The sequence below is a fragment of the Actinoplanes oblitus genome (assembly GCF_030252345.1).
In the GTDB taxonomy this organism is placed as follows: domain Bacteria; phylum Actinomycetota; class Actinomycetes; order Mycobacteriales; family Micromonosporaceae; genus Actinoplanes; species Actinoplanes oblitus.
In genome coordinates this window covers 9,690,717-9,717,174 of record NZ_CP126980.1, presented here as the reverse complement: position 1 = coordinate 9,717,174, position 26,458 = coordinate 9,690,717, and the positions used below count along the sequence as shown (strand labels likewise).

The following is a 26,458-nucleotide window of genomic DNA, read 5'->3' as shown; positions in this document are numbered from 1 at the left end:
GACCCTCACGGAACAGGGTGACGGGTAGGAAAGAAAGGCGAATGAGTGTGGATGAATGCCGCATTCACGGACAACGTCTTCTTGCGGATGGTGAAGATCGACGCCTGCGTGTCGCGGTTTCGTCGCACTCTGCCAAGTTAGCTCTGTCGTCCGCTTGATGCATGCCCGTCCCAAGATCTAGTCGCACTGTCATCGAGCGGTAACATTCGGTGCGGGTTACCGTCGAGGTCGTGTACGTCGACAGTGAAGTCAGCCGCCTGCACACCGTCCTGCTGCACCGGCCGGGTAAGGAGCTGGCCCGGCTCACCCCGCGCAACAGTGGCTCGTTGCTCTTCGACGGCATCCCATGGGTGGGCCGCGCCCAGGAGGAGCACGACGGCTTCGCCGAGGCGCTGCGCGCCCGCGGCGTCGAGGTGCTCTATCTGGACCGGCTGCTCGCCGAGACGCTCGCGGTGCCGGCCGCCCGGGCGGAGCTGACCGCCGGGGTGCTCGCCGACCGGCGGCTGGGCGATGGGCTGCGCGCCGGGGTCGCCGCCTACCTGGCCGATCAGGACCCGGACCGGCTGGCCGAGGTGCTCATCGCCGGGCTGGCCCACGAGGAGGTCAAACCGGGCGGCGGCAGCCTGGTCTACGAGATGCTGCAGCCGAACGACTTCGTCATCGACCCGCTGCCCAATCTGCTGTTCACCCGGGACTCCTCGGTCTGGGTGGGTGACCGGGTGGCGGTCACCAGCCTGGCGATGCGGGCCCGGCGCCGGGAGACCACGCTGACCCACGCGGTGTACCGCTACCACCCGCGCTTCGCCGGCACCGAGCTGCTCTACGAACCGGCCCTGGAGCACGTGGAGGGCGGTGACGTGCTGGTGCTGGCGCCCGAGGTGCTCGCCATCGGCGTCGGCGAGCGCACCACCCCGGCCGGCGCCGAGCGGCTGGCCCGCCGGGTGCTCTCGGCCGGCCTGGCGCACACCGTGCTGGCCGTGCCGATCGCCCAGGAGCGGGCCACCATGCACCTGGACACCGTCTGCACCATGGTGGACGCCGACGCCGTGGTGATGTACCCGATCGTCGCCGACACCCTGCGGGCCTGGACCATCACCGCCGGCGCTGGTGACGAGCTGATGGTCCGCCCGCCGCGACCGTTCCTGGAGGCGGCGGCCGAGGCGATGGGCATCGACCACCTGCGCGTGATCGACACCGGGCTGGACCCGGTGACCGCCGAGCGTGAGCAGTGGGACGACGGGAACAACACCCTGGCCATCGCGCCCCGGTTGTGCGTCGCCTACGAGCGGAACGTGGAGACGAACGCCCAGCTGGAGTACGCCGGCATCGAGGTGGTCCGGATCCGCGGTTCGGAGCTGGGCAGCGGCCGCGGCGGCCCACGCTGCATGAGCTGCCCGATCAAACGCGCCCCACTGAGGGAGAGCGGGCCTGGCTGAGGGAGAGCGGGCCCGGCCGAGGGAGAGCGGGCCCGGCTGAACGAGAGCGGGCCCGGCCGCCACGCACGGCAGCAGGCTGGGTTTCGATCTCCGGAACCACCCGCGGACATTGAAGGGCGGGCTGATCGTTTTGGACGCGCAGCGGCCAGATCAGCCCGCCCGGCCCGCGCGGGAGCATGCGATCCGCACCCGAGCGGGCCGGCGTATACGAAGATCTTGAAGTTGATCTTCCGCAGTGGGAGATTGCCCGGTCAGCGGAGGGTCAGCTGGCGGCCGATCAGCCCCTGGCGGGCGCGGCGGGCGGCCGCGTCGAGCGGCTCGGTGATCGACAGCGTGTCCTGGTAGCGCTTGGCGAAATCGGCCAGCGGCGCCTCCCAGTCGGCGGCCTCCGGCTCGCCGGGAATGTCCCACACCGGCACCAGCAGACCGTGCGCCCGGAACATCCCGGCGAACTTGGTGTCGTCGCGCAGCAGCAGGTCGCCGGCGGCGGAGAGCCGGGCCAGGGCGTCCAGCGCGCGGTCCTCGCCGTCGCCGAGCACCCAGCGGACGTGCCCCTTGTCCGGCGCGATGCGGCACCAGTACGCGGCCTTGGCAGCGGCCAGCCGGACGGTCGGGTAGATCGACGCGTTGGCCCGCTCCAGCGACGCCTTCACGCTGGCGTCCTGCAGCTGGTCGGCGTCCAGCCAGTACTCGAAGCCGTCGTGCATGGTGACCTCGAGCGGACCGTCGACCAGCACGTCCTGCAGGCGCGGACCCTCGCCGGGCAGGGCCGGCACCGAGACCGGGTCGCCCGGGGTGGTGCGCAGCGCGGCGAGGATGGCCACGGCCAGGTCGCGGGAGACGTCACCGGACTGCACGTGCCGCTGCAGGCCGATGAAGACCGCGCCGTCCCGGCGGGACATGGCCGGCCACGCCATCGGCAGCACGGTGGAGAGGGTGACGGGACGGTCGCCGTACTCCTCGACGATCTCCGGCTTCAGGGTCAGCGGAGCGGAGGCGGCCGGGACCAGCTCACGCAGGGCGACCCATTCGGGCTCGTCGGCCAGGCCCTCGAACGGGCGGGCGACGAAGATGTCGCGCACCTTGGTCTTGGGGGCGGACTCGCGGTTACGACGCTTGCTCACGAGGGACCAGCGTAGGCGGTGTCACCCGGAAAGCGGTGACTTGGGCCAGCAAAAGCGTGTCAGGCGCGGGGCAGGCGCACCTCGGCGACGGTGCCGCCACCCTCCCGCGGGCGCAGCGACACCCAGCCGTGCTGGCGCTCCACCATCCGCCGGACCAGGTAGAGGCCGAGGCCGGCGCCCGGGTGATGGTGCCGGTCGCCGCCCTCGGCCTGCCAGTACCGCTCGAAGGCGCGCTCCACGTGCTCCGGGGCGATGCCGACGCCGCGGTCGGCGACCCGGAACCGCAGCACGTCGTCGTCCATCCCGGCACACAGCTCGACGGCGGTGTCCGGGTCCGAGTACTTCTCCGCGTTCGTGGTGAGCTCGGTGAGGATGGTGGCGATCGAGTCGCGGTTTCCGTACGCCTTCGGCAGGTCGCCGGGCAACGGCCCGAGCTGCAACCGGCGCCGCAGGTCGGCCGGCAGCTCGCCGACCGCCTCGCGCAACGCCTCGACCAGGTCGAACGGGCCGGCCGGGGCGGAACCCACCACGCCGTCGTCGCTGGCCGCGGAGAGCAGCCGGTCGACCAGCCGGGCCAGCTCGCCGGCCCGGTTGCCGATCACCCGGACGGCCTCCCGGCGGCCCGGCTCGCCGAGCGTGTCCCAGTGGTTGGTGAGGGTGTCCGCGTAACCCTTGATCACCGTCACCGGGGTGCGCAGCTCGTGGCTGGTGACCGCGACCCAGAGGTCCCGGTCGGCCTGCGCGCCGGCCTCGCCGGGCGCGGGGGCCGGGTGGACCGGCAGCCCGGCGCCCAGGCCGTAGAGCCGCCCGATGTGACCGGCCAGCAGCTCCAGCACGGCGTGATGCTCCGGCCCGGGCTCGCCGGCGTCGGCACCGAAGTAGACGTGCAGCGAACCGGCGGACGTGCCGCCGGCCTCGCACCGGGCGCCCAGCATGTGCCGCAGGTCGCCGCCCTCGATCTGCCTGGCGAACTCGTCGTTCACCGAGTCGAGGGGGATCAGCAGGGTGCGGCCGGTGACCTCGAGGCGGCGCTCCACCCGGCGGCCGATCGCCGGCTCGCACACCCCGGTGGCCGCGATGATCCGGCCGTGGCCGGCGAGGTACTCCGCGAAGCCGGCCCCGCGGGCGCCCAGCACCTCCTGCGCCAGACGGACCAGCTGCTGCAGCACGGGCAGCCCGGTCTCCCCGGCGTTCACACGGTCGAGGACCGCGATCTGACCCCGGGTCAGCGCTGGGTAGTCGGGACGATCCGGCATGTCTGCGAGTCTGCCTCGCTCCTCAGGGTTGAGCAGCTGTGTCCAGGATCACATCTGTGCCAGCCGGTCCAGGACGAACCGGGGCCGGTCGCTGATCACGCCGTCCACCCGGTGGCGCAGCACGAGTTCGAGGTCGTCCGGCTCGTTCACGGTCCAGACGTACGCCTGGTGGCCGGCCGCCCGCATCGCCGGCAGCAGCCCGGGCCGGCTGCGGACCAGGTCGACGCCGGGCCCGGCGATCCGGGCGCCGAACGGCAGCTTGCCCTTGCCCACCCCGGGTGGCAGCAGCTCCAGCAGGTAGACGGTGGGCACCCCGGGCGCCTGGGCGCGGATCCGGCGCAGCGCGAGAGCCGCGAACGACATCACCGTCACCTGTACCGGGTCGTCCGGTTTCGGCTCGGCCAGCCCGAAACGGCGCAACATCCCCACCAGCCGGCGCTCCACCTCGGCGCCGTACCGGGACGGGTGTTTCGTCTCGATCAGCAGGCGGACCTGGCGGCCGGAGTCCCGGATCGCCTCGAGCAACCGCTCCAGGGTGAGCAGCCGGCTCAGGTCGGGCAGCTCCTCGTCGGCCGGGTAACCGGGGTGCCAGGAGCCGTAGTTGAGCTCGTCGAGCTCGGCGAGGGTGCGCCGGCTGACCAGCCCCCGGCCGTTGCTGGTGCGGTTCAGCCGGCGGTCGTGCACGCAGACCAGGTGCCCGTCGCGGGTGAGCCGGACGTCGCACTCCAGCCCGTCGACGCCGTCCTCCAGCGCGCGCAGGTAAGCCCCGAGCGTGTGCTCCGGCAGGGCGTCCGCGCCGCCCCGGTGCGCGAAGACCAGGGGTCGGTAGCTTCCATCACGGTTCGACATGGGTTTTCCGCCGCGGGTTGGTTCAGCTCACAGCACCCGGGCCGGCTGCCCGTCCTCGCTGACCATGTCCCGCCCGTGCGCCGCCCACGACTGCATCCCGCCGTCGAGGTTGCGCACGTTGTCCCAGCCGTTGTTCATCAAGTAGGCCACCACCTGGCCGGAACGCCCACCAGCGCGGCAGATCACCACCACCTCGCCGTCGGCGGGCACCTCGGCCATCCGGGCCGGCACCTCCATCATCGGCAGGTGGTGGGCGCCGGGCGCGTGCCCGGCGACCCACTCGTCCGGCTCGCGAACGTCGAGCAGAAAGGCGGCGGAGCCGACCTGATCCGGGGTCACGCTGGGTACCTGAGGTCCGAACACGGCATTCAGCGTACGGGTTCCGGTGCGGTCAGGACTTCTTGACCGGGTTCGCCGCGAGGTAGTCCGCCATCTTGTCGGATTTCACCGCCTCGAACAGGGCCAGCGCCTTCTCCCGGTCGGAGACCACCACGGACTGCCCGTTGATCGTCTCGCTGCCCTTGTTCGGGCTGGTCATGAACGTCAGGTTGTCCGAGCGCAGGCTGTGGAACTGCAGGGCGATGTCCTTGAGCGAGAAGTCCTGGTCGACGGTGACGGCGGCGGCCGCCGCGGTGAGGAAGTCGTCGAGCTTGCCGGGGTTGGTCAGCGTGCCGCTGCTCGCCGCCTTGTCCATGATCGCCTTGAGGAACTCCTGCTGGTGCTTCACCCGGTCGAAGTCACCGCGGGGGAACTGGTACCGCTGGCGCACCCAGTCCAGGGCCTGCGCACCGTTCATGTGCATCATGCCCTTCTTGAACACCCGGTGCGGCTTGTGGATCGAGGTGATGGTCCGGTCGACGTAGAGGTCGACACCGCCGAGCGCGTTGGTGACCTCCTTGAAGCCACCGAAGTCGATCGCCACCACGTGGTCGACCTTCACGCCGGTCAGGCACTCGACGGTGTGCACCGCGCGGGGCAGGCCGCCGAAGGCGAACGAGGCGTTGATCTTGGCGCGGGAGCCGTCACCGCACGCCGCGCCGTTCTCCTTGGGCACTACCACCCACAGGTCCCGGGGGATCGAGATGAGCTGCGCGCTCTTGTGGTCGGCCGGCACGTGCATGAGCATCAGCGTGTCCGCCCGCCAGGCGTTGGCCTGGTCCTCCTTGGCGTCCGGGTCCCGCGAGTCGCTGCCGACCAGCAGGATGTTGAACGCGCCGTCCACCGTCTTGGCCGGTCGGTCCGCGGTGATCCCGGCGAACGCGTCGGTGCGCTTGAGATTGTCGTCGATGCCGTTGACATAGTTGACCGCGTAGATCCCGCCGATGACCGCGAGGAGCAGCACCACGGCGCCGGCGACCAGGGCGATCCGGCCCCAGCGTGGCTTGGTGCGGCCGCCCCGGTAGGAGCCGCCGCTGCCGTGGGACCGGCCCGGCCCACCCGGGGAGCCCGGGCGCCCGGCGGGCGGGACGGAGGCCCGTCCGGAGGAGTTGCCGCTGGGAGAGGTGGTGGCAGACATGGCACCAGGTTAGGTCGCAATGACCAGTGATCCGGCGACACGACATGGTTCGGCACGAAGGTGGGAGTTCCTCCGGAACCCGGGCCGGTGCGGCGACGACACCGGCCCGGGGTGTTACGGAGGAAGGGTCAGTGGGCGCCGTGCCCGGTCAGCGACCGGACCTCCAGCTCGGCGTACTTCTTCTCGTCGGTCTCCTTGCTGAGCACGGTGCCCAGCCAGCCGAAGAAGAAGCCCAGCGGGATCGAGATGATGCCCGGGTTGGACAGCGGGAACCAGTGCCAGTCCTGGTCCGGGAACATCGCCGTGGGCGAACCGGACACCACCGGCGAGAAGAACACCAGGACGACAGCGGCGAGCAGGCCGCCGTAGATCGACCAGAGTGCGCCAGAGGTGTTGAAGCGCTTCCAGAACAGGCTGTAGAGGACGGCCGGCAGGTTCGCCGAGGCGGCCACCGCGAAGGCGAGTGCCACCAGGAACGCCACGTTGAGGCTCTGCGCGAAGATCGACAGCGTGATGGCGATGGCGCCGATCACGAAGGCGGCGATCCGGGCGACGTTGACCTCGGTGCGCTCGGACGCCTCGCCCCTCTTCATGACGTTGGCGTAGAAGTCGTGCGCGACGCTTGACGACGACGCCAGCGTCAGGCCGGCCACCACGGCCAGGATCGTCGCGAACGCGACCGCCGCGATGATCGCCAGCAGCACCGCGCCGCCGGTCTCCCCGCCCAGATAGTCGATGCCGAGCTTCTGGGCCAGCTGCGGTGCCGCGGTGTTGCCCGCCTTGTCCTGCGCGGTGATCGCCTTGCCGCCCACCAGGGCCGCCGCGCCGAAGCCCAGGGCCAGGGTGAACAGGTAGAAGACGCCGATGATGCCGATCGCCCACAGCACGCTCTTGCGGGCGATCCGGGCGGTCGGGACGGTGTAGAACCGGGTCAGGATGTGCGGCAGGCCGGCAGTGCCGAGGACCAGCGCGAGGCCCAGCGAGAGCAGGTCCATCTTGCTGTAGAAGGTCTTCGTCGCGTCGCCGGCCGTCTCGACGCCGTAGCGCAGGCCGGGTTCGAGGAAGGCCGCGCCCTTGCCGGATTGAGCGGCCGCGTCGCCGAGCAGCTCGGACAGGTTGAACTTGTAGTGCGCCAGCACCATCACGGTCATCACCAGGGCGCCGGTCATCAGCATGAACGCCTTGACGATCTGGACGTAGGTGGTGCCCTTCATGCCACCGACCACCACGTAGACGATCATCAGCGCGCCGACCAGGATGATCGTTACGGTCTTGGCGGTACCCGCGTTCATGCCGAGGAACGTCTGGTTCGCGCTGATCCCGAGCAGCAGCGACACCAGCGCGCCGGCGCCGACCATCTGGGCGATCAGGTAGAAGATCGACACCACGACGGTGGAGACCGAGGCGGCCAGCCGGACCGGGCGCTGGCGCATCCGGAAGGCCAGCACGTCGGCCATCGTGTAGCGGCCGGAGTTGCGCAGGAACTCGGCGACCAGCAGCAGCGCCACCAACCAGGCGACCAGGAAGCCGATCGAGTAGAGGAAGCCGTCGTAGCCGTAGAGCGCGATCAGGCCGGCGATGCCGAGGAACGACGCGGCCGACATGTAGTCGCCGCCGATCGCCATGCCGTTCTGGAAGCCGGAGAACTGCCGGCCGCCGGCGTAGAAGTCGGTGGCCGTCTTGGTCTGCCGGCTCGCCCAGATGGTGATGCCCAGGGTGATCGCCACGAAGACCAGGAACAGCGTGATGGTGAGCGTCCGCGAGGTGCTGGCCGAGGCCTCGGCAGCGAACAGGAGCGGCATCAGACCACGCTCCCCTCATCGGAGGCGGTGTCCGCGGGCTGCCGGCCGTCGATCTCGTGGTAGATGGCGTCGGCGGCGGGATCGATCTTCTGTGCGGCGAAGCGGGCGTAGTACCACGCGATCACGAACGTCGAGACGAACTGGAGCAGGCCGAGCAGCAGGGCGACGTTGATGTTGCCGACCAGCTTGATCGCCATGAAGTCCCGCGCGTACGCGGAGAGCAGGACGTACAGCGCGTACCAGAGGATGAACGCGATGGTCGTCGGGAAGATGAACCTGCGAAGGGTATGGCGCAGTCGCCCGAATTCCTCGGAGTTCTGCACCTCGAGATATCTCTCGGGGGTGGCCGGCACGGTGTCACCACCTTCGTTGGCGGAGTGGACTTTCCGGCACGGTACGAAGGAAACCCGCCCGCCCCGCCCCGCCGGTCGGCGTCTGCGCTGAGTGGTGGTCTGACTGCGCTCAGCGGTCAGTCAGCTCCGCGTACCGTCCCCGGAAGTGGACCAGCGGTGCGGTGGCCACCGGGAAGAACGCCTCCTCGATGGTGGCCTCCACCAGCAGCGCCCACCCGCAGGGCCGCTCGTCGGTCAACCGGCAGCCGGCCCAGACCCCGGCGTGCGCCGGCACCGGGCCGTACCCGGTCTGCTGCCACTCACCGGTCGCGAACAGGCCGCCCGGCGCCGGCATCAGCCCGGCGAACCGGTCGGCCAGTTGCCGGTCGGCCGGGGTGAGCGGGGTGACCGCGAACCGCCCGGCCCGGGTGACGGCCGCCCAGAAGTCGCTCTCCTCGTCGATCAGGCCGAGCACCCGCCCCGGATCGCCGTCGGCGACCAGCGTGGAGGAGACGGTCAGCCCGGCCGGGCCGGGCGCGGTCCAGAGGGTGACCGGGGCGGCGAGCCGCCCGCGGAGCCGCCGCACCGGTGATTTGTCCCCGTCCGGCACGGCGAACGGGTCGGTGGAATGAATCGTCACCCGGACATTCTCCCGATTACAGATCGCGCACGCCGCTACCCGATGTAATTGACAAACGGCTATTTTTTCCTGGGGACCTCCGGCGGAAGGGGACGGCGCATGCCTCAGGTGGTGTTACGGCCGGGCGACGTCGTTCACGTCGGACCCGACGCGAGCGTGCAGTTCTCCGGTGATCGAGCCCTGACCTTCCGGATCATCCGAATCGACCCACGGGCCACCTACGACGGCTGGATCTGGCTGGACGGCTACGTCGTCGGCCCGGCCGGGAACGCGTTGCAGAGGCGGCGCATCTTCGTCCGGCAGGAGGGGCTGCGCCCGATCCGGCTCAACCGGATACCGGCACCTCGTAACGGATCTCGAACTGCTGGCCTGCCTTGATCATCACGGTGACCTCGACCGGCCGGTCACCGTCGGTGTACCCGACCCGGAACTGCCGCAGCACCGGGATGTCCTCGGGCAGGCGCAGCGCGATGAACTCGGCCACCGTGGCCGGGCGCACCGACACCTGGTCGGTGGCGTGCCGCAGTGGGTGCCCGAGCGTGGCCAGCAGCGCCGGTGAACCGTCCGGCAGCGGGTCCGGCTCGGCCAGCGCGGTACCCCGGGCCAGCGCGGCCGGGTAATAGGTCCAGCTCAACTCGGCCGGCTCGGCGTCCAGCAGCCGCAACTGGTGGCGGACCACCACCGGCTCGTCCGGCTCCAGGCCGAAGACCCGCGCGACCGGTGCCGGCGCCGGAACCTCGCCGACGTCGAGCAGCCGCGCCGAGCCGTGCCGGGTCCCGGCGAACACCGTCGCCGGGCGCCGGCCGGTGGCCGTCACGGAGCGTCCCTGGTGGCCGGTGACCAGTCCTTCCGCCTTGAGGATGCGCAGGGCGCGGGTGACCGTCATGTTGGTGACCGCATATCGGCGGGTCAGTTCGGCGGTGCTCGGCAGGCGCTGGTGCGGACCGATGTCGCCGGCCAGGATCAGTGCCCGCAGATCGCCGGCGAGTTGCCGCTGACGCGAGCGGCGACCGTCGTCCGGAACGGCAGTCACGGATGCTCCCTTCGACCGAGAAAGGATCATGCTGCCTCATCAACCCTCGAAAGTGGACATACGCCGGGCTGTCATTTGATTACACATTTTGTGTAATGTTGTCCGGGGGTGGCGCAATGACCGACGACTTGCCGCGCGCGGGCGACGTGTTGCACGTCGGCGGCGCCGCCAGCGTCCAGTTCGCGGGGGAACGGGCGCTGACGTTCCGGGTGATTCGCGTCGATCCGCGCCTCACCTATGCCGGTTGGCTGTGGATTGACGGATATGTGCTGGGGCCGACCGGAGATGCGACCGATCGGCGACTGATATTCGTCCGTGGCGACGGCCTCACCAAACTGCGCTGAGCATTTCCGGTCTCCGGTTGTCCAGCAGATCTCCGCCATTCCGCAAACGATCCGACAACCATGCCGAGCGACGAACCGTCCCGGGTTCGAGCCGGGCCGCGCGGATTTCCGGCCGGCGGTCCCGGCGGCGCGCCGATGATTCCGGCGGCGCGGGCAACCCCCTTGGCGGGCCGGCCGCCGGACGAGACGCGGCGAGCGGGCCGGCCTGCCACCGGCCGGGGTGGCGAGCGGGCCGGCCTGCCACCGGCCGGGGTGGCGAGCGGGCCGGTTCGCCGCCGGCCGGGACGGCGAGCGGGGCAGCGAGTGGGACGGTTTGCTGCCGGGCGGGCCGGCGAGCGGGCCGGTCTGCCGTCGGACGAGACGGCGAGTGGGCCGGTCGGGCTCGACCGGGCGTAGGCGGCCCGCACCGGGATGGGCAACGGCGCGACCAGCCAGAACTCGCAAGCGACGACACGGCGTGGCGGCCCGGCCGAAGGACCTGCCGCTGGCACCGAATCCGGCGAATTCCACAATGGAGAAATATGGTCACGATAAGTTCAGTTAATTGACATTTCCAGTACGCTGTCACGCTTGTCACAGCATTCAGTTTCGACTTGCTCATCGATGCCGATCGGCGCAAGATCGGCGCGACCAGCGGGGATCCCGCGATGTGAAGCAGGGGTTGCGTCACGGGTTCTTTGCTGCGTCACAGAAATACCGGCGCATTCCGGTGCCCGAAAGGGTCCGGGCGTTCCGCGTCGAAACGGGGGAAACGCGGAACACCCGGACCCGATCATCGGGATCCGATCGGCATGGCGAGGTCAGCCCACGCGCTCGATCACCGCGCGGCGGATGAGGAATTTGCCCGGTTCGCGGACCAGCTCGAAGGCCGCGTTGTTGAGCAGCACGCAGCTGCCCGAGGTGGTCTGCACGGTCACCGTGACGCTCTTGTTGTTGTCCAGGTTCGTCACCTTGAGCTTGGTGCCGATCGGGAACGTGCCGCTCGAGGCGAACGGCGCGCCCGCCTCACCGGACAGCGTCACCGTCGAGCCCTTGCAGACGACGTCGCCCTGGGTGGCCGGCGCCGTCGTCGCCTGCTGAGCGGGCGCCTTGGTGGGCGCCGTCGTCGCCTGCTGCGCCGGTGCCTGGGTCGGCGCCTTGACCGGCGGGGCGCCGATGTTCGCGGTGCAGCCCGCCTCCCGGCGCTGCAGGTTGATCAGGTCGACCACTGCCTGCCGGTTCGCCAGCACGGCGTCGGTCTGCGCGGTGGGGTGGGCACGCTGGTCGGCCATGAAGGCGAGGTTCTCGCGCAGCGACTGGTCCAAGCCGCCGCAGTTGGTGGCGGCGTTGCTCATCCCGGTGCCGACGGCCAGCGCGCCGCCGGCCAGGGCCGCTATCGCGACGCCGATGGCAATCTTGCGGTTGCGCCCGGTGAGTCCCTTGTGTGCGTTCCGGCGTGATCTCCTCATGCCCGTCACTACGCGTGCGGTCGCGGGCCGGGCCGGGGGTCGTACCTTAAAGATCCTTAATTCCTCAGCGACTCCGGGGTGTGCAGCCGCAGCATCGTCGCGCCCACGTCCGGCGGCACGCGGCGGCTGGTCACCAGGGAGACGACGACCATCACCAGGAATGCCAGCGGCACGGTCCAGGCGGCCGGCTGGCCGACGAACTCGGCGATCCCGCTCGGCAGGTTCGCGCCGAACACGGTGACGAACACCGCCACGACTGCCGCGCCGCCACCGATCAGGATCCCGGCGATCGCCCCGGCCGCGGTCAGCCGGCGCCACCAGATCCCCAGTACCAGCAGCGGGCAGAAGCTCGACGCGGCCACCGCGAACGCCAGCCCGACCACCCGGGAGACGTCCATTCCGGACAGGAACAGCGACATGGTGATCGGTACGACGGCCGCCAGCAGGGTGGCCAGCCGGAAGTCACGCACCGATCCGGACCGGCCGGGCCGCAGCACATCCGTGAAGATCACCCCGGCCACGCTGGTCAGCAGCCCCGACGAGGTGGACAGGAAGGCGGCCAGGGCGCCCGCGGTGACCAGCGCGCCGAGCAGCCGGCCCAGATGTCCGCCGCCCAGCGCCGCCTCCGGCAGCAACAGCACCACCGCGTCGGTCCGCCCGGTCATCAGCAGCTGCGGCGTGTAGATCCGGCCGAGCACCCCGTAGAGCGTCGGCAGTAGGTAGAACAACCCGACCATGGCCAGCACCACGAGCGTGGTCCGGCGAGCCGAGGCGCCGTCCGGATTGGTGTAGAACCGCACCAGCACGTGCGGCAACCCCATGGTGCCCAGGAACGTCGCCAGGATCAGCGAATACGTGCCGAACAGCCCGGACTCGCCGCCCGGCCGCAGCCAGCCGTCGCCGAACCGGGCATCGACGGTGCTCACCTTCGGCACCGGGTCGCCGGCCTCGAAGTGCAGCGTGGCGCCGGCGGTCACCGGGCCGATGCCGTCCAGCACCGCGTCCTGCTGGAACACCACACTCGTCGCGACGGGGAACACCGCGCCGGCCGGCGGCGTCACCGAGGGCCGGCCGTCCGACTGCCATTGAAAGATCAGGAACAGGATCGGTACGGCCAGCGCGGTCAGCTTCAGCCAGTACTGGAACGCCTGCACGAAAGTGATCGCCCGCATCCCGCCGAACGCCACGTTGCCGGTGACCACCACGCCGATCAGCAGGGCGCCCCAGGCGTACGAGCCGCCGGTGACGGTGGCGAACGTCAGGCCCGCACCCTGCAACTGGGGCAGCAGGTACAGGCAGCCGATGAACAGGACGAACGCGGTGGCCAGCCGGCGCAGTCCGGCCGAGCGCAGCCGGACCTCGCAGAAGTCGGGCAGGGTGAACGCGCCGGAGCGGCGCAGCGGTGCCGCCACGAACAGCAGCAGGGCCAGGTAGCCGGCGGCGAAACCGACCGGGTACCAGAGGACTTCGACGCCGTACCGCAGGATCAGGCCGGCGACGCCCAGGAACGAGGCGGCGGAGAGGTACTCACCGCTGATCGCGGCGGCGTTCCAGGATGGGCTGACGCTGCGCGAGGCGACCAGGAAGTCCGAGGTGGTGCGGGCGAAACGCAGGCCGTACGCGCCGATCGCGACGGTCACCAGGACGACGAGCACCATCCCCGGTACGAGGTAGGGGTTCATCGCTCGGGACGGCGGATCACGGCGGCGAAGTCCTGCTCGTTGCGTTCGGCCCAGTGCACGTACGCCGCGCCGACCAGCACCAGGAACGGGAAGGAGAGCACGCCGAGCAGCACCCACGGCAGGTTCATCCCGAACACCTTGAACCCGCCCACCGCCGGCGCCACCGCGAACAGCAACGGCAGCGCGCCGAGCCCGGCCACCACCACCAGCGACAGCCGCAGGGCGAGCGCGAGCTGGGCCCGGACCAGGCCTTTTACCAGGGCCTCGCCGACCGGGGTCTGCTCGGCCAGGTCGGTGCGAGCCGGGTCGGCGGGACGGCGGCGGGCCGTGGCGTCGCCCAGCACCACCCGGGTGCGCGGGGGCGGCGGTTTGTCGGCCATGTCCGGCAGTCTTGCCGCCCCCGGCGGAATGTCAATAGCCGTACCGTTCCGGCAGGCATCGGCCCGGGTTGATCGGCGTGGGATGGTCGCCGATCAACGTCAGCGCGGTGGCCCGGCCCAGGTTCCAGGTCTGCCAGCCGTCCTCGCCCCGGTTCTGGCTCAGCTGGTAGAGCACGCAGGTGCGGTCCACCGGGTCGGCCAGGTCGTCGATCGCCGGCACCGCGTCCAGCGACAGGTCGGCCAGGTATCCGACGTCGATCCGGTCGGCCGGGCGGTCCACCTGGTTGCGGGCGATCAGCAGGTCCGGGTTCGCCACCGCGAGGCCGAGCAGGGCCAGCACGCCGGCCCCGATCGCGGCCCGGGGCAGCCACGGCGCCCGGATCCGGATGCCGGCCACCAGCACCAGCAGCAGGATCACCCCGAACCACACCTCGCAGCAGGCGACCAGCAGCCGCAGCCGGGTCAGGCCGTAGGTGTCGATGTAGACCTGCATCCGGACCAGCGCGGAGGCGACGATGACCAGGGTCAGCACGGTCAGCGTGCCGAGCACGGCGCGGAACACCGCCCGGTCGCCGGCCGCCCGCCGGGGCGCCCAGCGGGCCGCGCCGGCCAGCACGACGAGGGTGAGCCCGGTGACGAAGCAGAGCTGCCAGAAGCCGCCGCGGGCGTACTCGGCGTAGGTGAGGCCGGCCGTGCCGCGCACGTGTGACGCGCCGCCGAAGAGCACCGCCAGCTGCACCGCGACGAACATCGCGAACAGCAGGGTCAGCAGGCCCAGTGGCACCGCCCACTCCAACCGGCTCACCGTGCGGCCCTCGGTGCGATCGAGATCGGTCAGGTTCGGCGGGGCGGCCCGCAGGAAGGCGGCTCCGCCGAGCACCGGCGCGGTGAACGCGCAGACGACGACCCAGCGCACCACGCCGTCCGGCCTGACCGACGGCAGGATGTTCGCGATCAGGTCGGCGAAGGCCGGCGAGGCCGACGCGAAGAGCAGGCCGAAGACCACCAGCAGCAGGACCGAGACGGCAAGCGTGCCGACGATCCGGACCGGTGCCGGGCCGCCGCCCGCCCGGCGCATCCGCGCCAGGCCTCGAGCCAGCCACGGTGCGGACCGCAGGATGGCAGCGGGCGCCATCAGGTACGTCGTGGCGATTGCCCGCATCGACCGGCCACCCCCGATCGCCAGGGCGAAGGTGATCGTCGCGGTCACCAGGCAGAGCGCGAAGAGCCACCCGGCGGCGCGGAACGTGCCGACGCCGAGCAGCGCGACGGTGGCCGCGGCCCAGACCGGCCGGTCCCGGCGCACCGGTGCCGTGGTCCGCGGCACCAGCACCGGGATCGTGCTTGCCGCCGGCCGGGCGAGCAGCAGGGCGATCGCCCCGGCCACCGCGGTGACCAGCCAGCCGACGCCGACCTGCCCGAGCGGCAGGCTCAGCGCTGCGACAGCGGTGGCCGCGCCGACCGCGACGACGGTGCTCGGCGAGGCCGGCCGGGCCGGGCCGGGCATCCGGCGGCCCCAGAGGCCGACGTTCGGCCAGGGACCGTGCAGTGGTCCATTTAGGGGGATTTGTACCTGCGGGCGAGCTGGGGGTGCCGTGGACATGTCGGTCGGTCCTTCTTCCTGAGGCTCTTACAGAGGCAGGCGTACGTGGATGTGGCAGCCGCGGCGTTCGGTCGGCTCGACCACGGCGATCGTTCCGTTGTGGAGTTGCACCACCCAGCGGGCGATGGCGAGGCCCAGTCCGGTACCGCCGCCGGTCGGCCGCTCACCCCGGGTGAAGCGTTCGAAGACCCGTTCCCGGTCCGCCATCGGGATGCCGTCGCCCTGGTCGGTGACGGCGAACAGCACCTGCTCGTCGTGGCGCTCGGCGCGCAGCGTCACCAGGCCGCCGGCCGGGCTGTGCCGGGCCGCGTTGTCCAGCAGGTTGGCGAAGACCTGGTGCAGCCGTTCCCGGTCACCGGGCAGCACCAGCGCCGGGGCGGCGACCTCGAACCGGACGTCCTGGCCGGTGCCGCCGGCGTTCACCTTCGCCTCCCGGACCACCTCGTCCAGGAACTCCGGTACGTCGATCAGCTCCCGGCGCATCGGCACCACGCCCGCGTCCAGCCGGGACAGGTCGAGCAGATCGGTGACCAGACGGCTGAGCCGCTCGGTCTGCGCCAGCGCGGTGCGCATCGTCTCCGGGTCGGTGTCGGCGACGCCGTCGACGATGTTCTCCAGCAGGCCGCGGAGGGCGGTGATCGGCGTACGCAACTCGTGCGAGACGTTGGCGATCAGCTCCCGCCGTTGCCGGTCCGCGGCCGCCAGGTCGGCGGCCATCTGGTTGAAGGCCTCGGCGAGTTCGCCCACCTCGTCCTGCGAGCGGGTGCGGATCCGGCGGGTGTAGTCGCCGCGGGCCATCTCCCGGGCCGCGACAGTCATCTCGCGCAGCGGAATGGTCGCGCCGTGTGCCATCACCTGCAGGGTGACCAGCCCCAACGCGGCCGCGATGCCGACCCAGAGGACGTCGACCCGGTAGAAGTCGATGCTCCACAGGAAGACCAGCAGGCCGACGCCGCCGGCGAAGCCCAGAGCCAGCGAGAGCTTCGCCTTGATCGAGCGGACCGGGTCGAGCGGCCGGGGCAGCCAGCGGAACAGCCGGGCCGCCACGTCGTGGACGAGCTGCATCAACCGGGCTCTCATCGATCGACTTCCAAGGCGTAGCCAACCCCGTGCACGGTACGGATGAGGTCCGCCCCGAGCTTGCGCCGCAGCCCCTTGATGTGGCTGTCGACGGTACGGGTGCCGGAGGCGTCGGCCCAGCCCCACACCTCGGCCAGCAGCCGCTCCCGGGGCAGCACCGTGCGCGGCGCCCGGGCCAGGTGCACCAGCAGGTCGAACTCGGTGGGGGTGAGGTGCTTCTCGGCGCCGGCCCGGAGCACCCGGCGCTCGGCCTGGTTGATCTCCAGGTCGCCGAACCGGAGGGTGGGCGGGCCGGCCGGTGCCGGCGCGACGGCGACCTTGCTGACCCGGCGCAGCAGCGCGTGCACCCGGGCGGCCAGCTCGCGCATCGAGAACGGCTTGGCCATGTAGTCGTCGGCGCCGACAGCGAGCCCGACCAGCAGGTCGGTCTCGTCACCGCGGGCGGTGAGCATCAGCACCGGTACCGGCCGTTCGGCCTGGATGCGGCGGCAGACCTCGAGGCCGTCGAAACCGGGCAGCATGACGTCGAGAACCATCACGTCGGGCGGGATGCGGCGGGCCGCCTCGACGGCGCTCGGGCCGTCACCGGCGATCTGCACCAGGAAGCCCTCGGCGCGCAGCCGGGCCGCCACCGCTTCCGCGATGGCCCGGTCGTCCTCGACGACGAGGACCCGTCGCTCGGTCGTTTCCACGCGTCCCACTCCTCACCCGCCGCCCGCGGCAGCGCCCTGTCCCACCCCGCCCGCCGGCGGCCGTTGCCCATCCCCGGCCCGTGGATGGCCGCGTGCCACCTCGGCCGCCGCCCCGGTCCACCCGACCGGCGGCCCTCGTCGCCCCGGCCGTCGATGGTCCGTCCGCCTCGGCCGTCGGCGGCCCTGGCCGCGGTCCGGACGTCGGCGCGACCGCCGGTCGATCCGTCTCGTCGCGAAGCGGGCCGGTGCGCCCCCGTGGCTCACCGGCCGCGTCGCGTGGGCAGCAGCCTATTGACCGCTCGCGGAGGGCCGGAGGTGGAGTTGTGAACAACTTGTGGAGATGATGGCCCGGCAGGCTGTCCAGCCGGATCCCCCGCTGGCGTACGTCGAACTGCGCGACGAGGCCTTCGGCACCGTCACCCGCTATCGCCCGTCCCCCGGCCGGCACATCTCAAGGGACGAGGAATGGTGCGCGCCTGGTGGACAACGGGTCGACGAGGCCGGCTGAGTGCGCCTGGTGACGTCGCCGACCGTGGCGCGGCTGGCGATCATGACGTTTCCAGCCGGGGAAACGCCGCACGCCCCGAGGTTCTCCACAGACGTTGGGACTCGGGTTGTCCACCGTTGCCTGTGGATAACTCTGTGGAGAAGCCTGTGGGGTTGTGGATAAGCGTGTGGATTAGCGGGTCCAGTCGTGCTTGGCGGCGCGGATGAGGCGATCCTTCAGCTCGCGGGTGTGGCGGCGGCTGACCGGCAGTTCCACGCCGTCCACCGCGACCACGTAGCCCGACCCGGTCAGGCGCAGCTCGGTGACCAGGCGCAGCTGCACCAGGTAGGAGCGGTGGATGCGGACGAATCCGGCGTTCGCCCAGCGTTCGGCCAGCGTGGCCAGCGAGACCCGGACCAGGTGCGAGGCGTCCGCGGTGTGCAGCCGGGCGTAGTCGCCCTGCGCCTCCACCCAGTGGACCGAGGAGCGCGGCAACATCCGGGTGGAGCCGGCCAGCTCGACCGGGATGGCCGGCTCGTCCGGCGGAGCCGCCGGTGCCGGGGTGGACCGCAGGCCGGCGACCCGGCGCAGCGACTCCCCCAGGCGCTCGGCCCGCACCGGTTTCCGCACGTAGTCGGTGACGCCCAGGTCGAACGCGTCCACCGCGCCGTCGTCGTAGGCGGTGACGAAGACGATCGCCGGTGGATGCGCGAACCGGCGCAGGATCCGGGCCAGTTCCATGCCGTCCAGGCCGGGCATCCGGATGTCCAGGAAGACCGCGTCCACTTCGGTGTCACGGAGCACCCGCAGCGCCTCCGTCGCGTCACCGGCCCGGTGCACGTGAGCGACCCGGCCGTCCGCGTCCAGCAGGTAGGCCAGCTCGTCCAGGGCCGGTGGCTCGTCGTCCACGGCCAGCACCACGAGACTCATGCCCGGACCTGGGGGTGGAATTTCGGCACTCGCATGCTCACCTTCGTCCCCGCGCCGGGGGCGGTCTCGACGATCAGGCCATGATGATCGCCGAACACCGACCGCAGGCGCTCGTCCACATTGACCAGGCCGACGTGCTGGCCGTCGTCGCCGTCCGCGCTCTCCAGGCCGAAGACCGACGGATCCATGCCGACCCCGTCGTCCTCGACGGTGATGTGACACTCGGCGCCGGCGTCACGGGCTTCGATGCTCACCATACCGACGCCGGGTTTGCGGGACAGGCCGTGCCGGACCGCGTTCTCCACCAGCGGTTGCAGGCAGAGGAACGGCAGGCCGACCGGCAGCACCTCGGGCGCGATCTGCAGCCGGACCTGCAACCGGTCGCCGAACCGGGCCCGCTCGATGGTCAGATAGCGGTCGATCGAGCGCAGCTCCTCGGCCAGCGTGGTGAACTCGCCGTGCGCCCGGAACGAGTACCTGGTGAACTCGGCGAACTCCAGGATCAGCTCCCGCGCCCGCTCCGGGTCGGTACGCACGAACGAGGCGATGGCGGTCAGCGCGTTGTAGATGAAATGCGGGCTGATCTGCGCCCGCAGCGCCCGCACCTCGGCCCGAGCCAGCCGCTCCCGCGACGAGTCCAGCTCGGCCAGCGCCAGCTGGGACCCGGCCCAGCGAGCCGCCTCCAGCGTCGCCTGCACCAGGCCCGGTGGCGGCTGGTCGTCGGCGACCGCGACCAGGGCGGCCGGCGCCGCGCCGTCCGGGCCGGGCAACGGCGCCACCACGGCGCCGCGGACCACGCAGTCGACCCGGTCGCAGGGCAGCTCGGAGGCGGTGAGGATGATCGAGCGACGGGTGGTGAGGGCGCGCTGGGCGGCCGCCGTCAACTGTTCGATGTGGTGGTGACCGCGGCCGTCGAACGCCAGGCACCGTTTCTCGTCGGCCAGACTCAGCCCGACCGCGCCCACCAGGACGCGCAGATGCCGGACGGCCTTGGCCGCGGTGGCCTGGGTGAGCCCGGCTCGCAGCGGCTCGGCGGCCAGCGAAGCGGTGTGCAGCACCTCATAGGTCGCCCGCTGCATCGTCGTGGCGATCCCGCGCCGGGCCCGTAGGCGGAGCACTGCCACGACGGCGGCGGCCAGCGCCGCCAGCACGGCGACCACCGCCAGCACACTCCCGATCTGCCCCGCCACGGCACAGATCCTCGCCCGTCGAAGCGTTCCGCGCCATGCCCCGCCGGGTCGCAACCCCCCCGGGCTGGTCCTGATGGTGGTCTCCGGGCCCGGGAGACCACCCTGGGCGCCAGCCCGGTGGGGTTTCCGGAACCACCCGCGGACAATGCAGGGTGCGGCGATTGCTTTGGACGCGCCAGCGGCCAGATCGCCGTGCCCGGCCCGCGCGGGAGCATGCGATCCGCACCCCAGCGGACGCGCGTAAATGAAGATCTTGAAGTTGATCTTCCGGAGCCTGCGACGTCGTCACCGGCCGTCGGTGGAAGCGGTCAGTAGGCGCCCTTGCGCTTGAGGACCACCCAGATGGTGCGCCAGAGGATGCTCAAGTCATAGGTGAGCGACCAGTTGTCGACGTAGTACAGGTCCAGCCGGACCGCCTCGTCCCAGGACAGGTCGGAGCGGCCGGAGACCTGCCAGAGGCCGGTGATGCCGGGGCGGACCAGCAGGCGGCGGCGGACGTCGCCCAGGTAGTCGCCGTCGTCGGCGGGCAGCGGGCGCGGGCCGACCAGCGACATCTCGCCCTTGAGCACGTTGATCAGCTGGGGCAGCTCATCCAGCGACGTGGCGCGCAGTTTCTGGCCGAAGGCGAAGATGCGCGGGTCGTGCTTCATCTTGAAGAGCATGCCGTCGGACTCGTTGAGCTCTTCGAGGGTGGCCTTGCGCTCCTCGGCGTCCACGTACATGGTCCGGAATTTCCAGACCCGGAAGGTGCGGCCGTCGTGGCCGACCCGGGTCTGCCGGAAGAACACCGGGCCCGGGTCGGAGAGCCGGATGCCGAGCGCGATGACCGCCAGGATCGGGCTGATCAGCGCCAGGCCGAGGCCGGCGACGACCCGGTCGAGCAGGTTTTTCACCAGCCAGCCGGGACCGGAGAGGGTGGGCTCCTCGACGTGCAGCAGCGGCAGACCCTCGATCGGGCGGATGTGCACCCGGGGACCGGCGATGTCGGTGAGCTGCGGCGCGACCACCAGGTCGACGCCGGTGCCCTCCAGCTGCCAGGCCAGGCGGCGCAGCTCACCGGGCTCGGCGCTGGCCGAGCCGCAGACCGCGATGGTGTCCGCACCGACCTCACGGACCAGCGAGAGCACGTCGCGACCGGCGTAGACCGGGACGGGCGTCTCGATGCCGCGGGCGGCAGCGTAACCGTCGGTGATGTGGATGGCGACCGGGATGAGGCCGGCGGCCGGGCTGCGGGTGACGGCGGTGTAGACCTCAAGCGCCTCGGGAAGCGTGCCGACCAGGACCATCCGGTGCGCGCCGTGCCCGGTGCGGCGCCGGGCCAGGTGCAGGACCTGTCGCGCGGTGACCCGGCAGAGCAGGATGAACAGCAACGCGCACAGGGACACGGTGGCGACGGTGCCGCGGGACAGGTCGGTCTTGGTGGCGAACGCGAGCAGCGAGACGGCGGCCACCACGGTGACCGACGTGCGCACGATCCGCTTGAACTCCTCGCTGCCCAGGCCCAGGTAACGGCGGTCGTACGTGCCGTTGGTCCAGAGCAGGAGCAGCCAGCCGAGCGGGAGCACGACGTAGGCGAAGAAGGTGAACAGGGCCGAGCCCTGCAGGAACAGCCAGCTCTTGTGCTGGAAGCCGCTCTTGGATTTCTCCAGGAACACGTCGGCGATCTCGCTGGCCGCCAGTGTGGAGATCAGGTCGAGGAAGACGAGCACGGCGGTGTACGGCCGGTGCCACCGGGAGAGCCGGCGGTGCTGGCGGTTCCACGCGGACCGGGGAACGCCGTTGCTCGGTGGCTGCTGCTGTTGTTGCGGCCACTCGAAGCTCTCGTACCGCACGGGTTTACTCCGGCTGCTGTCGGTCGTTGGGCGATGCAGGCTAGTCGTCACTTCGCCTACGTCCTCCCGCATCCGGAAAAAGATTACGCACCGCCACGACCTCGGGCTCGTTGTCGGGTCCACCGATACCCGTTCGCGTCACAACGGTGTCCAGGGACCGGGCCACTATACCGATGGATTGGCCGGAGAGAAGGTGACGTTGTGGTAGCAATCCTCACCGCCACGGTCCGTAATCGAGTGATGGCGGTTCTCACCGGACCAACTTGGACAGGCGGCGATCGGCGAGTGGTTTTCCGCCGGTCTGGCAGGTAGCGCAGTATTGCAGGCTCTTGTCGGCGAAGGAGACCTCTCGCACGGTGTCTCCGCAAACCGGGCAGGGCAGGCCGGTCCGGGCGTGCACCCGCATGCCGGCCCGCTTCTCGCCCTTGAGCTCGGCTGCTTTCTGCCCGACCGAGCGCTGGACCGCGTCGGTCTCCACTTCGCGCATCGCCTCGTACAGCGTGGTGAGCTGCTCGTCGGTGAGCTTGCCGGTGAGCGCGAACGGCGACATCCGCGCCACGTGCAGGATCTCGTCGGAGTACGCGTTGCCGATCCCGGCCAGCACCTCCTGGTCGGTGAGCACGCCTTTCACCTGGCCGTTGCGGCTCTTGAGCAGGGCGGCGAACTCGTCGCGGCTGACCGCGAGGGCGTCCGGGCCGAGCCGGGACACGCCGGGGACCTCGGTCAGCGGGTCGCGCACCAGATAGGCCGCCAGGGATTTCTGGGTGCCGGCCTCGGTCAGGTCGAAGCCGGAGCCGTCGTCGAGCCGGAGCCGGATCGCGATCGGGCCGCTGCCCGGCTTGAGCGGGGCCGGCGACTTGAAGGCGTCGCGGTAGTGCAGCCAGCCGGCCCGGGCCAGGTGCACGACCAGGTGCACGTCGGGGCCGATGCCGATGTCCAGGAACTTGCCGTGCCGGCCGGCCGAGGTGATCGGCAGCCCGGTCAGCGCGGAGGGCGCCGGATCGTACGTCTTCAGCGCGCTGAACGAGGAGACCTCGAAGCGCTGCACGGTGTGGCCGACCGCACGCTCCCGCAGGTAAGCGGCGAGCGCCTCGACCTCGGGGAGTTCGGGCACCCGTCCACGGTAGCGTTCTGACCCGTGAAGGTGGTGGTGGCGCACAACCGGTATCGCGAGGCGATCCCCTCCGGGGAGAACGTCATGGTCGATACCGAGATCTCGCAGTTGCGGGCGGCGGGGCTGGACGTGATCCCGTTCCAGCGCAGCTCGGATGCGATCGAGACGATGTCGGCGGCGCAGAAGGCGTTGCTTCCGGTGTCGCCGATGCTCGGCATCGCCGCGCAGCGCGACCTGGCGGCGCTGATCGAGGCGGAGAAACCGGACATAATCCACCTGCACAACCCATACCCGCTCATCTCGCCGCGGGTGATCCGGACGGCCCACCGGCACGGCGTCCCGATCATTCAGACTGTGCACAACTACCGGCAGGTCTGCTCCTCGGGCCTCTACTTCCGGGACGGGCACAACTGCCACGACTGCCGGGGCAAGCTGCTCGGCTGGCCGGCCGTCAAGCACAGGTGCTACCGCGGCTCCGCGGCGCAGAGCGCGATCATGGCGACCACGCTGGCCGTCCACCGTCCCACCTGGCGCTCGGTGGATCGCTACATCGCGCTCACCGACAAGATCGCCGCGCACCTGGCCGACTACGGCATCCCGGCCGAGCGCGTCGTGATCAAACCGAACGGCCTGCCCGACCCCGGCCGGCCCGACCCGATCGGCGAGGGTTTCCTGTACGGCGCCCGGCTCTCCCCGGAGAAGGGCCTCGGCCTGTTGCTGGACGCCTGGCGTCGGCACCCGGACGGCTCGCTCGGCACGCTGCGCATCGCCGGCGACGGCGAACTGCGGCCGCTGGCCGAACGCGCCGCCGCCGAGCGTGGCGACGTGACCTACCTGGGTCCGCTGGACCGGGCCGGGATGACCGCCGCGCGGCGCGCGTCAGCTGTGGTGCTGGCCGTCCCGACCTGGGAGGACGTGCTGCCCACTGTGGTCCTCGAGGCGATGTCGGCGGGCCGGCCGGTGCTCGGCACCGCGGTCGGCGGGGTGCCGTACATGATCGGTGACGGCCCCGACGCGGCCGGCTGGCTGGCCGAGCCGGACCCGGCAGCGCTCGCCGCGGCGCTGCCGGTGGCCCGGGCCGGGGCGGCTGCCGCCGCGTCCGCGGCCCGGGATCGGTACCTGCGCCACTTCCACCCGGACGTGCTGACCAAGCGCCTGATCGACATTTACGCGGAGGTCAGCCGCGCAGGGCGCTCCGGCCGGTGAAGGCGATGCTGGCGGCCAGGAAACCCGCGTTGATCAGGGTGAACAGGGCGACGAACCAGACCGTCCACTGCGGAGTCGCGGTGAGCAGCACGCCGGCCAAGGTGATCACCGCGCCGTAATCGCGGACCAGTTTCACCGTCCGGATCGGCAACGATCGGCTGGTCACCATGCTCGCCGCCTGGCTGCCGGTCTGCATCACCGAGGTGACCAGGTTGACCATCCAGGTGGCGGCGAACGCCGCGAGCAGCCAGGCCGGGGTGTCCGGCTCCTGTGCCATCGCGACCGACGAGACGGCGGCCACCAGGGCGGACTGCACGGCCACGTCGCAGAGCACGTCGAGCCGCCCGCCGGCGGTGCTGGTCTGGCCGGTCACCCGGGCCAGCTGGCCGTCGGAGCAGTCGAACGCGTACGCCAGCTGCCAGCCGACCAGCGCGATCAGGCCGATCAGCCAGCTCCAGACCCGGCCGTCGGCGACCGGGCCGGCGGTGGCGATCACCACGAACGAGGTGAGGCACCCGATGCCGAGGTTGCCGATCGTCATCACGGTCGGGCTGAGCTTGTTCCGGTAGGCGAAGACCGCGAGCCGGGCACCGATCCGCTGGCTGAGCGCCTCACTGAACAGCCCGCCACCACGGTTGACCGCGTAGTAGTCGGCAGCGGTGGGCGCGGTGCCCGGTTCAGCGGGCCGCGAGGGCGTTCTCATACTCGGTCAACCTCTGGAGGGTCTCCGCCGGCGTCATCGCCAGATGTTCGAGAATGGTGTACCGGTCCGGCCGGGTCCGCGGGGCGAACTCGACAGCCCGGGCGAACTGGTCGGCGTCGAGCCCGACGTCGGACGGCGTCCGGGGCAGCTGGTGCCGCTCCAGGCAGTCCGCCATCTGAGCGAAACGCCGGGTGTCGCCGCGCAGGAACGTGCAGAACAACGCGCCGAGGCCGGCCAGCTCGCCGTGCGAGGCGGTGCCCGGGAACAGCGAGTCGATGGCGTGCATGATCTCGTGGCAGCCGCCGCTGGACGGCCGGCTGCTGCCGCAGACCGCCATCGCCAGGCCGCTGGAGATCAGCGCCTCGGCGAGCACCGTGACGAACGCGTCGTCGCTCATGTCGCCGGGCATGGTCAGCACCGCCTCGGCGCCCATCCGGGCCAGCGAGGCGGCCAGGCCGTCCACCGGCTCGCCGCGCACCTGCCGGCTCAGCTCCCAGTCGGCCAGCGCGCTGATGTTGCTGATCACGTCGCCGATGCCGGCCCGGTTGACCCGCTCCGGCCCGTCCTCCACGAAGTCCAGGTCGACGATCACGCCGAACGGGATGTGCACCCCGTACGACCCCTTGATCCCGTCGTTGATCAGGCTGGCCACCGGCGAGGCGATGCCGTCGTTGGCCAGGCTGGTGGCGACCGAGACCATCGGCAGGCCCCAGCGGCTCGCCGCGTATTTCGCGGTGTCCACCGTCTTGCCGCCGCCGATGCCGACCACCGCGTCGAAGTGCCCCGAGCGCAGTTTGTCGGCCAGCTCCAGGGCGGCGTCCAGGGTGCCGCCGGTGGTGACGTAGACGGTCGCCGAACGCAGCGAGGGGCGCAGCAGGTCGACGATCTGCTCACCGATGCCCGGACCCACCACCACGGCGACGTCACCGCCGGACGAGATGCGCCCGTCCGCGAGGATCCGGCCGAGGTCGGCGACCGCGCCCCGCCGCACGTCGATGTGCAGCGGGGTCTGGACGCTACGGGCTAGTAGCGGCATGCGATGTCCCGGGCTTTCGCCAGGTCGTCGTGGTTGTCGACCTCGACCCACGGCAGGTCGCCGATGGTCGCCGCGCGGACCTCGCCACCGCGGTTCGCGTACTCCTGGAAGCCGTCCTCGTAGTACAGGTCGGGGTTGCGCTCGAACGTCGCCTTCAGCGCGTCGGCCAGCGCGGACGCGGCGGACGCCTCGATGATGTTGGCGCCGATGTACTCACCGAAGGCCTCGGCCGGCTCCATCAGCTTGGTGATCCGGGTGAGCTGGCCGTCCGCGTCGAAGACGGTCTTCATCTCCTCGTCGGCCAGCTTCTTCACGTTGTCGACGGCCAGCAGGATGCTCGGGCCGCGGTTCGCCAGCAGGGTCTGCTCGACGCTGACCGGGTGCACGGTGTCCCCGTTGACCATCAGCGCGCCCTTGGCGAAGTGGTCCCGGGCCAGCCAGAGCGAGTACGCGTTGTTCCACTCCTCGGCCTTGTCGTTGTGCACCAGGGAGATCTTCACGCCGTACTTGTTCTGGAACGCCTCGACCCGCTCCTCCACGGCGCTCGCGCGGTAGCCGACGACGATGGTCACGTCGGTCAGCCCCGCGGCGGCGAGGTTCCGCAGCGAGATGTCCATGATCGTGGTCTCGCCATCGACCGGTACGAGCGCCTTCGGCAGCGTGTCCGTGTACGGGCGCAGGCGGCGCCCGGCGCCGGCGGCAAGCACCAGACCGATCATGGGTGGATCCCTCCAGGTGGAAAA

Annotated in this window: 26 protein-coding genes; 4 read left to right on the top strand and 22 right to left on the bottom strand. The window is 71.2% G+C overall.

Translation table 11 applies throughout. From position 1 onward, the window contains the following. The first annotated feature begins 230 nt into the window (after nucleotides 1–230). Nucleotides 231–1,436: an arginine deiminase gene (locus tag Actob_RS43450; protein ID WP_284917770.1), complete on the top strand. Its 1,206-nt coding sequence runs from the start codon at nucleotides 231–233 to the stop codon at nucleotides 1,434–1,436. 251 nt (nucleotides 1,437–1,687) lie between these two features. On the opposite strand, the gene Actob_RS43445 is transcribed toward Actob_RS43450, so the two are convergent. The 9 genes from Actob_RS43445 to Actob_RS43405 all read right to left on the bottom strand — a co-directional run bounded on the left by Actob_RS43445 (nucleotide 1,688) and on the right by Actob_RS43405 (nucleotide 9,988). Then, nucleotides 1,688–2,560 carry a DUF5926 family protein gene (locus Actob_RS43445; protein ID WP_284917769.1) on the bottom strand — a complete coding sequence of 291 codons (873 nt, stop codon included), beginning with the start codon at nucleotides 2,558–2,560 and terminating at the stop codon, nucleotides 1,688–1,690. 59 nt (nucleotides 2,561–2,619) lie between these two features. After that, a complete protein-coding gene (locus Actob_RS43440) occupies nucleotides 2,620–3,816 on the bottom strand; it encodes a sensor histidine kinase (protein WP_284917768.1) in 1,197 nt (398 codons plus the stop codon). Nucleotides 3,817–3,864: 48 nt separating this feature from the next. After that, a complete protein-coding gene (locus tag Actob_RS43435; RefSeq protein ID WP_284917767.1) occupies nucleotides 3,865–4,665 on the bottom strand; it encodes a glycerophosphodiester phosphodiesterase in 801 nt (266 codons plus the stop codon). A gap of 27 nt (nucleotides 4,666–4,692) precedes the next feature. Further along, entirely contained in the window at nucleotides 4,693–5,028 is a 336-nt protein-coding gene (locus Actob_RS43430; RefSeq protein WP_284917766.1) for a rhodanese-like domain-containing protein, read from the bottom strand. Between the two features lie 28 nt (nucleotides 5,029–5,056). Continuing rightward, a complete protein-coding gene (locus Actob_RS43425) occupies nucleotides 5,057–6,181 on the bottom strand; it encodes an LCP family protein (protein ID WP_284917765.1) in 1,125 nt (374 codons plus the stop codon). Between the two features lie 128 nt (nucleotides 6,182–6,309). Further along, the gene (locus Actob_RS43420; RefSeq protein WP_284917764.1) at nucleotides 6,310–7,983 is read right to left on the bottom strand and encodes a solute symporter family protein; all 1,674 of its coding nucleotides are present in this window, start codon (nucleotides 7,981–7,983) and stop codon (nucleotides 6,310–6,312) included. Beyond that, a complete protein-coding gene (locus Actob_RS43415) occupies nucleotides 7,983–8,336 on the bottom strand; it encodes a DUF485 domain-containing protein (protein WP_284917763.1) in 354 nt (117 codons plus the stop codon). The genes Actob_RS43420 and Actob_RS43415 overlap by 1 nt, the downstream gene beginning before the upstream one ends. Nucleotides 8,337–8,445: 109 nt before the next feature. Beyond that, entirely contained in the window at nucleotides 8,446–8,955 is a 510-nt protein-coding gene (locus tag Actob_RS43410) for a flavin reductase family protein (protein ID WP_284917762.1), read from the bottom strand. Nucleotides 8,956–9,280: 325 nt separating this feature from the next. Beyond that, nucleotides 9,281–9,988 (bottom strand): GntR family transcriptional regulator, encoded by a 708-nt coding sequence (locus tag Actob_RS43405; protein WP_284917761.1) that lies wholly within the window; start codon nucleotides 9,986–9,988, stop codon nucleotides 9,281–9,283. Between the two features lie 116 nt (nucleotides 9,989–10,104). Here Actob_RS43405 and Actob_RS43400 point away from each other — a divergent pair, with 116 nt between their 5' ends. Beyond that, nucleotides 10,105–10,332: a hypothetical protein gene (locus Actob_RS43400; protein WP_284917760.1), complete on the top strand. Its 228-nt coding sequence runs from the start codon at nucleotides 10,105–10,107 to the stop codon at nucleotides 10,330–10,332. An 800-nt stretch (nucleotides 10,333–11,132) separates the two neighbouring features. Here the strand turns inward: Actob_RS43400 and Actob_RS43395 are convergent. The 6 genes from Actob_RS43395 to Actob_RS43370 form a co-directional block, all read right to left on the bottom strand. Continuing rightward, on the bottom strand, nucleotides 11,133–11,780 hold the full coding sequence (locus Actob_RS43395; protein WP_284917759.1) for an RlpA-like double-psi beta-barrel domain-containing protein: 648 nt from the start codon (nucleotides 11,778–11,780) through the stop codon (nucleotides 11,133–11,135). Between the two features lie 56 nt (nucleotides 11,781–11,836). After that, nucleotides 11,837–13,462: a sodium/solute symporter gene (locus tag Actob_RS43390; protein WP_284917758.1), complete on the bottom strand. Its 1,626-nt coding sequence runs from the start codon at nucleotides 13,460–13,462 to the stop codon at nucleotides 11,837–11,839. After that, complete coding sequence (locus tag Actob_RS43385; protein ID WP_284917757.1) at nucleotides 13,459–13,842, bottom strand: DUF485 domain-containing protein; 384 nt, start codon at nucleotides 13,840–13,842, stop codon at nucleotides 13,459–13,461. The genes Actob_RS43390 and Actob_RS43385 overlap by 4 nt, the downstream gene beginning before the upstream one ends. A 31-nt stretch (nucleotides 13,843–13,873) precedes the next feature. Continuing rightward, nucleotides 13,874–15,349: a DUF4153 domain-containing protein gene (locus tag Actob_RS43380; protein ID WP_284917756.1), complete on the bottom strand. Its 1,476-nt coding sequence runs from the start codon at nucleotides 15,347–15,349 to the stop codon at nucleotides 13,874–13,876. A 123-nt stretch (nucleotides 15,350–15,472) separates the two neighbouring features. Further along, complete coding sequence (locus tag Actob_RS43375; RefSeq protein WP_284917755.1) at nucleotides 15,473–16,525, bottom strand: HAMP domain-containing sensor histidine kinase; 1,053 nt, start codon at nucleotides 16,523–16,525, stop codon at nucleotides 15,473–15,475. Beyond that, nucleotides 16,522–17,217: a response regulator transcription factor gene (locus Actob_RS43370; protein WP_284917754.1), complete on the bottom strand. Its 696-nt coding sequence runs from the start codon at nucleotides 17,215–17,217 to the stop codon at nucleotides 16,522–16,524. Before Actob_RS43370 ends, Actob_RS43375 begins: the two co-directional genes overlap by 4 nt. Before the next feature lie 340 nt (nucleotides 17,218–17,557). Here Actob_RS43370 and Actob_RS43365 point away from each other — a divergent pair, with 340 nt between their 5' ends. Continuing rightward, nucleotides 17,558–17,725 (top strand): hypothetical protein, encoded by a 168-nt coding sequence (locus tag Actob_RS43365; protein ID WP_284917753.1) that lies wholly within the window; start codon nucleotides 17,558–17,560, stop codon nucleotides 17,723–17,725. A 171-nt stretch (nucleotides 17,726–17,896) separates the two neighbouring features. Here the strand turns inward: Actob_RS43365 and Actob_RS43360 are convergent, their stop codons facing one another. The 4 genes from Actob_RS43360 to Actob_RS43345 all read right to left on the bottom strand — a co-directional run bounded on the left by Actob_RS43360 (nucleotide 17,897) and on the right by Actob_RS43345 (nucleotide 22,770). Beyond that, a complete protein-coding gene (locus Actob_RS43360) occupies nucleotides 17,897–18,634 on the bottom strand; it encodes a LytR/AlgR family response regulator transcription factor (protein ID WP_284917752.1) in 738 nt (245 codons plus the stop codon). Then, on the bottom strand, nucleotides 18,631–19,824 hold the full coding sequence (locus Actob_RS43355; RefSeq protein WP_284917751.1) for a sensor histidine kinase: 1,194 nt from the start codon (nucleotides 19,822–19,824) through the stop codon (nucleotides 18,631–18,633). Before Actob_RS43355 ends, Actob_RS43360 begins: the two co-directional genes overlap by 4 nt. A 308-nt stretch (nucleotides 19,825–20,132) precedes the next feature. Next, entirely contained in the window at nucleotides 20,133–21,728 is a 1,596-nt protein-coding gene (locus tag Actob_RS43350; RefSeq protein WP_284917750.1) for a sugar transferase, read from the bottom strand. A gap of 178 nt (nucleotides 21,729–21,906) precedes the next feature. Beyond that, the gene (locus tag Actob_RS43345) at nucleotides 21,907–22,770 is read right to left on the bottom strand and encodes an Fpg/Nei family DNA glycosylase (RefSeq protein WP_284917749.1); all 864 of its coding nucleotides are present in this window, start codon (nucleotides 22,768–22,770) and stop codon (nucleotides 21,907–21,909) included. Between the two features lie 24 nt (nucleotides 22,771–22,794). On the opposite strand from Actob_RS43345, the gene Actob_RS43340 reads away from it, so the two are divergent. After that, entirely contained in the window at nucleotides 22,795–23,976 is a 1,182-nt protein-coding gene (locus tag Actob_RS43340) for a glycosyltransferase family 4 protein (RefSeq protein WP_284917748.1), read from the top strand. Here Actob_RS43340 and Actob_RS43335 read toward each other — a convergent pair. Genes Actob_RS43335 through Actob_RS43325 form a run of 3 tightly spaced genes read right to left on the bottom strand, consistent with a single transcriptional unit; the run spans nucleotide 23,948 to nucleotide 26,434 of the window. After that, complete coding sequence (locus Actob_RS43335) at nucleotides 23,948–24,679, bottom strand: CDP-alcohol phosphatidyltransferase family protein (protein WP_284917747.1); 732 nt, start codon at nucleotides 24,677–24,679, stop codon at nucleotides 23,948–23,950. The two genes, Actob_RS43340 and Actob_RS43335, sit on opposite strands and share 29 nt — an antisense overlap. Further along, nucleotides 24,654–25,715, bottom strand: coding sequence for an iron-containing alcohol dehydrogenase family protein (locus Actob_RS43330; RefSeq protein WP_284917746.1), 1,062 nt, complete (start codon nucleotides 25,713–25,715; stop codon nucleotides 24,654–24,656). The genes Actob_RS43335 and Actob_RS43330 overlap by 26 nt, the downstream gene beginning before the upstream one ends. Then, nucleotides 25,703–26,434 carry a phosphocholine cytidylyltransferase family protein gene (locus Actob_RS43325; protein ID WP_284917745.1) on the bottom strand — a complete coding sequence of 244 codons (732 nt, stop codon included), beginning with the start codon at nucleotides 26,432–26,434 and terminating at the stop codon, nucleotides 25,703–25,705. Before Actob_RS43325 ends, Actob_RS43330 begins: the two co-directional genes overlap by 13 nt. Nucleotides 26,435–26,458: the final 24 nt, after the last annotated feature.